This is a genomic window from Verminephrobacter aporrectodeae subsp. tuberculatae At4 (assembly GCF_000193225.1).
GTDB classification, from domain to species: Bacteria; Pseudomonadota; Gammaproteobacteria; order Burkholderiales; family Burkholderiaceae_C; genus Acidovorax; species Acidovorax aporrectodeae.
Genome location: NZ_AFAL01000032.1, coordinates 1 through 7,312, shown reverse-complemented (window position 1 = coordinate 7,312; position 7,312 = coordinate 1). Strand labels below are relative to the sequence as shown.

The 7,312-nt window shown below is 67.3% G+C and carries 7 protein-coding genes and 1 pseudogene; 1 reads left to right on the top strand and 7 read right to left on the bottom strand.

Going from position 1 to position 7,312, the window contains the following annotated elements; all coding sequences use genetic code 11:
• The 7 genes from VTU_RS0101160 to VTU_RS0101130 all read right to left on the bottom strand — a co-directional run.
• Window positions 1-465: PfkB family carbohydrate kinase (locus VTU_RS0101160; RefSeq protein ID WP_010100013.1), on the bottom strand; the 465-nt coding region annotated here is incomplete at its 3' end.
• 27 nt (window positions 466-492) lie between these two features.
• The gene (locus VTU_RS0101155; protein WP_010100012.1) at window positions 493-1,317 is read right to left on the bottom strand and encodes a zinc-ribbon and DUF3426 domain-containing protein; all 825 of its coding nucleotides are present in this window, start codon (window positions 1,315-1,317) and stop codon (window positions 493-495) included.
• 71 nt (window positions 1,318-1,388) lie between these two features.
• A complete protein-coding gene (prmA, locus tag VTU_RS0101150; RefSeq protein ID WP_010100011.1) occupies window positions 1,389-2,291 on the bottom strand; it encodes a 50S ribosomal protein L11 methyltransferase in 903 nt (300 codons plus the stop codon).
• Window positions 2,292-2,317: 26 nt separating this feature from the next.
• Window positions 2,318-3,667 (bottom strand): acetyl-CoA carboxylase biotin carboxylase subunit, encoded by a 1,350-nt coding sequence (gene accC / locus VTU_RS0101145; RefSeq protein WP_010100010.1) that lies wholly within the window; start codon window positions 3,665-3,667, stop codon window positions 2,318-2,320.
• A 7-nt stretch (window positions 3,668-3,674) separates the two neighbouring features.
• Window positions 3,675-4,100: an acetyl-CoA carboxylase biotin carboxyl carrier protein gene (accB, locus tag VTU_RS0101140; RefSeq protein WP_010100009.1), complete on the bottom strand. Its 426-nt coding sequence runs from the start codon at window positions 4,098-4,100 to the stop codon at window positions 3,675-3,677.
• A gap of 178 nt (window positions 4,101-4,278) precedes the next feature.
• Window positions 4,279-4,857 (bottom strand): TlpA family protein disulfide reductase, encoded by a 579-nt coding sequence (locus tag VTU_RS0101135; protein WP_010100008.1) that lies wholly within the window; start codon window positions 4,855-4,857, stop codon window positions 4,279-4,281.
• Window positions 4,854-5,465: a hypothetical protein gene (locus VTU_RS0101130; protein ID WP_029553983.1), complete on the bottom strand. Its 612-nt coding sequence runs from the start codon at window positions 5,463-5,465 to the stop codon at window positions 4,854-4,856. Before VTU_RS0101130 ends, VTU_RS0101135 begins: the two co-directional genes overlap by 4 nt.
• A 206-nt stretch (window positions 5,466-5,671) precedes the next feature.
• Here VTU_RS0101130 and mpl point away from each other — a divergent pair.
• Window positions 5,672-7,092: pseudogene (mpl, locus tag VTU_RS25220) on the top strand (UDP-N-acetylmuramate:L-alanyl-gamma-D-glutamyl-meso-diaminopimelate ligase).
• The last annotated feature ends 220 nt before the right edge of the window (window positions 7,093-7,312 follow it).

Sequence of the window (7,312 nt, the reverse complement as noted above, 5' to 3'; positions counted from 1 at the left end):
AAACTGCGCGGCGTGCTCGAGCATCGCGGCCCGGCCGTCGGGCGCAAGAATCCCGAGGCCCGCGCCCGCGCCAGGCTCGATGCGGTTGGCATGCGCCTGCGCCATCGCGCCGGGGTGAAAGGCCGTGATCTGGTTGTTGTCACGGTCCGTCATGATCATGGCCTGCGCGGTATAGGTGTCCTGCACTTGGCCCACATGGCGCCGGCTGATTCCCAGCGACTCCAGGTGCTGCAGGTAGTCTGCCCCGTCGCTGCCCAGCATGGCCATGGGCAAGGGCTCGCCTCCGAGCAATTTGAGACTGTAGGCAATATTGCCCGCGCACCCGCCGAAATCGCGGCGCAAGGAGGGCACGAGAAAAGACACATTCAGGATGTGCAACTGGTCGGGCAGGATTTGCTCTGCAAACCGCCCCTCGAAGCACATGATGCTGTCGAACGCCAGGGAACCGCAAATCAGGACCGCCATGTTGAAGGAGAGCTTGGGTAGAGGATTTCAGGGGTAGAACGCGAGCAGCCGGTACCCCGCCACCCGCGCGCCGCCGGTGGTCACGATCACCGCGACCGATGCGCTCCATTCGCCCATCGCCGGCAGTTCCGCAGGCGCCGCCATGTCCGTTGGCAGCAGAACCCGCCGCAGCACGGGCTGGTCCAGCGCGTCGGTCAGGGTGAATTCGATCGCGGGCATGGCCAGCGCAATCGCCGCCCTGCTCCTTATCGTGAAAGCCAGTTGGTAGCTGTCCCCCCGGGCCTTGTTGAACGACGAACTGTCGATGACCACGCCGGCAATCTGGCGCGGCGGGGAAATTTCACACCGCAGCGGCGCGCACAGCAGCATCAGCCACGGCCGCGCACGCGCGTCCATGGCGACGATGCGATCGCGCTCGTGCACGGCAATCTGCAGCGCCAGCCCCAGGACTGACAGCAGGAGCGCCACACCGAGCAGCGCGCGCACCGCGGGCTTGCGCCAGAAGGCCTTGCGCTGCGCGGCGCGCACGAAGCCGGGCGGCGGGTCGTGCTCCTGCGCGTCGTCTTGCTCGATATGGACGGGGTTTGTGAATGCTGCATGGTGCGGTGGGCTGGCCGCTTCAAAGTCCAAGTCGAAGGACCCGCGCTGGACCCAGGCAGGCACAGGCGCGGCTTCCTCGGGGTGCGGGCCCGCTGGTGCTGGTGGCGCAGGCGCCACCGCCAGCAGATGCGCCGAGGCATCGAACACCTCGTTGCATTCACCGCAGCGCACCCATCCCTCCGATATGCGCAACTGGTCCGCCACCACCTTGAAGGAGGTGGCACAGGACGGACATCGGGTGATCAGGCTCATCAGCGCTGCATTCTAGTGTCCTGCCCCGCGCATCACGGCGCATGAAACTGCGGGAGCGCAGACGCATCCGTTCAATGCGTGGCCGTCATCAGCGTCCAGCCGTCTTCGACGTCGGCGACCTCCAGCGGCACCCAGGGGGCGTAGGCCGCCTTCAGTTCGTCAACCTGGCGCTCCAGAATTCCCGCCAGAACCAGATTTCCCGCCGGCGCCACATGCGCACAGAGCAGGGGCGCAAGCACCCGCAGCGGTGCGGCCAGGATATTCGCGAGCACCGTCTGGTATCGGCCCTGCGCCCTGTCCGGCAGCCCGGCGTGCAGTTGCACCCCGTTGGCCTGCGCATTGCGGGCCGTGGTGTCGAGCGCCGCGGGATCGATATCGACCGCATCGATCTCCGTGGCACCGAACTTGGCGGCGGCAATGGCCAAAATGCCCGAACCGCAGCCGTAGTCCAGAACCCGCCCGAGCGGATTGCCCGACGCGGGCCGGGTCGCACCACGGCGCGCGATCCAGCGCAGGCACATGCGCGTGGTGGGATGGGTGCCCGTGCCAAAGGCCAGCCCCGGATCCAGCCGGATGCTGCGCCGCGCCTGCGCGGGCAGTTCATGCCAGGTGGGAACGATCCAGAAATCGGGCGTGATGTCCACCGGGGCAAACTGCGACTGCGTCAGCCGCACCCAGTCCTGCTCGACCACCTGCGTGACGCCCAGCACCCGGCAGCCCGCGAGAAAGTCCTGCACCTCCAGCAACTGCTGCGCCTGCTGGGCCGCCGCCTCGTTGGCGAACAACGCGGCGACGCGGCTGCGCTGCCAGCCCTGCCTGGGCGGCGGCATTCCCGGCTCGCCAAACAGGGCCTGCTCGGCGTCCGTGCGGGCGTCGGCGTCCTCCACCGAAACGCTCAGCGCGTCGAGTGCGTCGAGTGCGTCGCCGAGCGTCTCGACCCGGTCTTCGGGGCATAGCAGACTCAGTTCAAACATCGCAAGGCCTCGCGGAAGTGCCATGCTCACCGCGGGTGCTGCGCCAGCCACTCTTCCAGGTAGTGGATATTCGTCCCGCCGGTCATGAAATTGGCGTCCACCATCAGTTCGCGGTGCAGCGGAACATTCGTGTTGATGCCTTCGATCACCGTCTCCGACAACGCCGTGCGCATGCGTGCCAGGGCCTGCTCGCGGGTGTCTCCGTGCACGATGATCTTGCCGATCATCGAGTCGTAGTGGGGCGGAACAATGTAGTTCGTGTAGGCATGCGAGTCCACACGCACACCGGGGCCGCCCGGCGGATGCCAGGTGGTGATGCGCCCCGGCGAAGGGGTGAACTTGTACGGGTCTTCCGCGTTGATCCGGCATTCGATGGCATGGCCCCGGATTTCGATCTGGCGCTGCGTGAAGGGCAGCCTCTCGCCGGCGGCGACCATGATCTGGGTCTTGACGATGTCCACCCCGGTGATCCATTCGGTCACGGGATGCTCGACCTGCACGCGGGTGTTCATTTCGATGAAATAGAACTCGCCGTCCTCGTACAGAAACTCGAAGGTTCCCGCCCCGCGGTAGCCAATCTTCTTGCAGGCTGCGACGCAGCGCTCGCCGACCTTTTCGATCAGCTTGCGCGGGATTCCGGGCGCCGGCGCCTCTTCGATCACCTTCTGATGGCGGCGCTGCATGGAGCAATCGCGCTCGCCCAGGTACACCGCGTTGCGCTGCTTGTCGGCCAGAACCTGGATTTCGATGTGGCGCGGGTTCTGCAGGAACTTCTCCAGGTACACCGCCGGGTTGCCGAACGCGGCACCCGCCTCGGCCCGGGTCATTTGCACGGCGTTGATCAGCGCGGCCTCGGTATGCACCACGCGCATGCCGCGGCCGCCACCGCCGCCCGAGGCCTTGATGATCACGGGATAGCCCACGGTCCTGGCGATGCGGCGGATCTGGACCGGATCGTCCGGCAGTTCGCCCTCGGAGCCCGGAACGCAAGGCACGCCGGCGCGGATCATGGTCTGCTTGGCAGACACCTTGTCGCCCATGGTGCGGATCGATTCCGGCGTGGGGCCGATGAACTGGAAGCCGCTCTTTTCCACGCGCTCGGTGAAGTCGGCGTTCTCGGACAGAAAACCGTAGCCGGGGTGAATCGCCTCGGCGTCGGTCACCTCGGCGGCCGAAATGATGGCCGGCATGTTCAGGTAGCTCAGGTGCGACGGTGCGGGGCCGATGCAGACGGCCTCTTCGGCGAGCTTCACGTACTTGGCGTCCCGGTCCGCCTCGGAGTAGACCATCACCGCCTTCACGCCCAGTTCGTGGCAGGCGCGCTGGATGCGAAGCGCGATTTCGCCGCGGTTGGCGACAAGAATTTTCTTGAACATGCGCGCCTTATTCGATGACGAACAGCGGCTGTCCGTATTCCACGGCCTGGCCGTTTTCGCCCAGGATGCGGGTCACCGTGCCCGACTTGTCGGCCTCGATCTCGTTGAGAATCTTCATGGCCTCGATGATGCAAATGGTCTCGCCCTCCTTGATCTGGCTGCCGACTTCGACGAAGGCCTTGGCGCCGGGGCTCGGAGAACGGTAGAACGTGCCCACCATGGGCGACTTGACGATATGGCCCGCGGGCACCGCAGCCACCGGCAGTTCGACCACCGGGGCGGCGACAGGCGCCGGCGCGGCGGCGCCATGCTGCACCCCGGTGGCACCGCTTTTGACGATGCGCACCTTGCCCTCCGCTTCCGTGATTTCGAGCTCCGAGACATTCGACTCGGACACGAGGTCGATAAGGGTTTTGAGCTTTCGCAGATCCATGGGCGCTCCAATGGCTATCAAACAAGAGGGCGCGAATTTACTCCAATTTCACCCTACCGCAGTCATCGACGCGTATTTTTCGTGAACTCCGGTATGGCCATGCGCGCTGGACGGTGCACCGGGAACTGCGGGGGCCTGGAATCCTGCCGCGCGGATATTTGCGGGGCGGGGCAGGATACTAGCGCAGGGAGGACCACAGTTGCAGATCCCGCGCACTCAGCGGCCCCATTCTACGGTGCCGCACCCGCCCGTCGCCCCCCAGCACCACAGTAAATGGCAGCCCCCCTGTCAGATTGCCCAGGGACCGCCCCAGGCCCACGCCACCGGCTCCCGCAAGCCCCACGGGGAATGCCAGCGGGCGGTGCTGCAGGAATTTGCGCACGGCCGGGGGCTGGTCCACGGCCAACCCCAGAACTTGCCAGCCTTGGGCGGAATGCGCGCGATAAAAGGCGTCGAGCATGGGCAGTTCCGCCACGCAGGGCGGGCACCAGGTGGCCCAGAAGTTGAGCAGCAGCGGCCGGCCCGCGAAAGACTTCAGCGCCACGACCGCCCCCCCGGGTTGCTCGAATTCCATGGCCCAAAGCGCCTGCTGCGCACCAGAGTCCGGGGCCTGCGGCTGGAGTCTCCACCACGCCAGGCCCCCCCCGCCCAAGGCGGCCGCGCCCGCGACGCCCGCGTACAAAAGGCGCCGGCGCACGGGCGAAGGCGGGTTCGACGCCGCAGGGACGGGTTCGGGGATTTCGGCGCGACGGGTCATGTGGCTGGGGGTTCGTTAGTGTCCTGGAGCAGGCGGCGCACGGCGCTCACGTCGCCGCGCGGCACGCGGCCCCGGGCGCCAGGCCGCAGGGCGCCACGCAGGTCGTCGAGGTCCTGGATCAGCAGATGCACCCCGATCATCTCGCCGAGCTCGGGCGACCTGCAGCCCAGGCTCAGCGCCTCCACCGATTCACCGCGCAAGCCCGCCGACACCCTGCGGGGCTCGTAGCCGACACGCTGGTCCATCAGCGCAATTTCCGCCGACTTGGAGTCATCGCAGAACAATTGCAAATAAATATCCGACAAGCGCGTGGCCGTGCCATGCCAGACCGCCCCGCCCAGGTGCGGGCGAAAGGCCGCCATGCGCTCCATCCACACCAGCGCGAGCTGGCGCAGGGCGCGCAGCTCGCGCGGCTGCGTGTCGGCGCAGAAAAGCTGGATGTACTCGCGCACCGCCGCCTCGACCCGGGCGTTGTCGGGCAACGCCGTGCGCCCCGGCAGCCCCATCTGACGCAGCGCCCGGCGCTTCGCCGGACCCCATTCGAGCCCCTCTTGCACCACCAGCCGGGCCGCGGTGCAGGCAATTTCGTCGCTCAAAGAGGTGTGCATGGCAGCGCGTGACAACAGCAGGAGACGGCATTGTGGCTTGAACCGCGGGGGCGACCAACCGGCATCCCCCGCAGCCAGCATGCGGCGCGGCGCCCGGTCATTGCGTTCACTCCATTTTTCATGGCAAATGGTGCTTGCAAGACATGCACCGCAAGCCCTTTTGCATTCTGCAGAAGGGATCCCCGACGGCCTTAGAATCCGCGCCCATGCACCTCCATATCCTGGGCATCTGCGGCACGTTCATGGGCGGTCTCGCAGCGCTCGCACACGAAGCCGGGCACAAGGTGACGGGTTGCGACGCGGGGGTCTACCCCCCCATGAGCGAGCAGCTCGGGGCGCTGGGAATCGGGTTGATCGAGGGTTTTGGCGCCGACCAGATGGCGCTTGCGCCCGACGTATTCGTCATCGGCAACGTGGTCAGCCGCGCCCGCCTGCCCGACGGCGCGCCCAAGTTTCCCCTGATGGAAGCCATTCTGGATGCAGGCCAGCCCTACACCAGCGGCCCCAGTGGCTCGCCGAGCATATGCTGCAGGGCCGCCATGTGCTGGCGGTCGCCGGCACGCACGGCAAGACCAGCACCGCGTCGATGCTGGCCTGGATTCTGGAGCATGCAGGGCAGCGGCCCGGCTTTCTGATTGGCGGCGTGCCGCTGAACTTTGGCCTGTCGGCCCGGCTCGGCGCGCCACGCCGCCCGACCCCGACCAACGCCCCGCTGGGGGCGGCGCCGCTGTTCGTCATCGAGGCCGACGAATACGACACCGCCTTCTTCGACAAGCGCAGCAAGTTCGTGCACTACCGCCCGCGCACCGCCGTGCTGAACAACCTCGAATTCGACCACGCGGACATCTTTGACGACCTCGCCGCGATCGAGCGCCAGTTCCATCACCTGGTGCGCACCGTTGCGGCGTCGGGTCGCGTGGTCGCGAACGGACTGGAGGAGAGCCTCACGCGCGTGCTGCACAGGGGCTGCTGGAGCGAGGTGCGCCGTTTCGGCGCCGCGGCGAACGACTTTTTCGCACAAGGCGATCCCCAGTCCTTTGACGTGCTGCACCAGGGCCGGCCGGTGGCCCGGGTGCAATGGGCGCTCGCCGGCGTGCACGACCAGCTCAACGCATTGGCCGCCATCGCCGCGGCCGAGCATGTCGGCGTGGACCCCGGCCAGGCGGCGGCCGCGCTCGCCTCGTTCCGGAGCGTGAAGCGGCGCATGGAACTGCGCGGTACGGTCGGCGGCATCGCCGTGTACGACGACTTCGCGCACCACCCCACGGCACTGCGCAGCACGCTCGACGGGCTGCGCCGCAGACTGGGCGCCGAGGCCCGCATCCTGGCGGTGTTCGAGCCGCGCAGCAACACCATGAAGCTCGGCGCCATGAAGAACCGGTTGCCGTGGGCGCTGGAACCCGCCGACCTGGCGTTCTGCCACACGGCAGGGCTGGACTGGGACGCAGCGCAGGCGCTGGCTCCGCTGGGCGTGGGCCCCGGCCTGCGCGCGCAGATCGCCCCCGACATCGACACCCTGCTCGCCCAGTTGCTCCAGGCGGCCCGCCCCGGGGACCATGTGGTGTGCATGAGCAATGGCGGCTTTGGCGCAATCCACGCCAAACTGCTGCAGGCATTGCAGAAATGATGGCCTCCAGCGCCCCCCATGAGACCGCCCGGTGCGTCGATGCACCGGGCGCTCCTGTCCGGGTCAGAGCCGATGCTCAGTCGCCGGCGTAGATATCGACGTCCTTGGTTTCCTTGACGAACAAGCCGCCAATCACGACGGTGGCCCCCGCGATGATGATGGGGTACCACAGGCCGTTATACATATTGCCGGTCTGCGCCACGATGGCCACCGCCATGGG

What these genes read in the sequence shown, in the direction of transcription:
- VTU_RS0101155 (WP_010100012.1), bottom strand. Translation starts at nt 1,317, where the DNA reads ATGAGCCTGATCACCCGATGTCCGTCCTGTGCCACCTCCTTCAAGGTG.
- prmA (WP_010100011.1), bottom strand. Translation starts at nt 2,291, where the DNA reads ATGTTTGAACTGAGTCTGCTATGCCCCGAAGACCGGGTCGAGACGCTC.
- accC (WP_010100010.1), bottom strand. Translation starts at nt 3,667, where the DNA reads ATGTTCAAGAAAATTCTTGTCGCCAACCGCGGCGAAATCGCGCTTCGC.
- accB (WP_010100009.1), bottom strand. Translation starts at nt 4,100, where the DNA reads ATGGATCTGCGAAAGCTCAAAACCCTTATCGACCTCGTGTCCGAGTCG.
- VTU_RS0101135 (WP_010100008.1), bottom strand. Translation starts at nt 4,857, where the DNA reads ATGACCCGTCGCGCCGAAATCCCCGAACCCGTCCCTGCGGCGTCGAAC.
- VTU_RS0101130 (WP_029553983.1), bottom strand. Translation starts at nt 5,465, where the DNA reads ATGCACACCTCTTTGAGCGACGAAATTGCCTGCACCGCGGCCCGGCTG.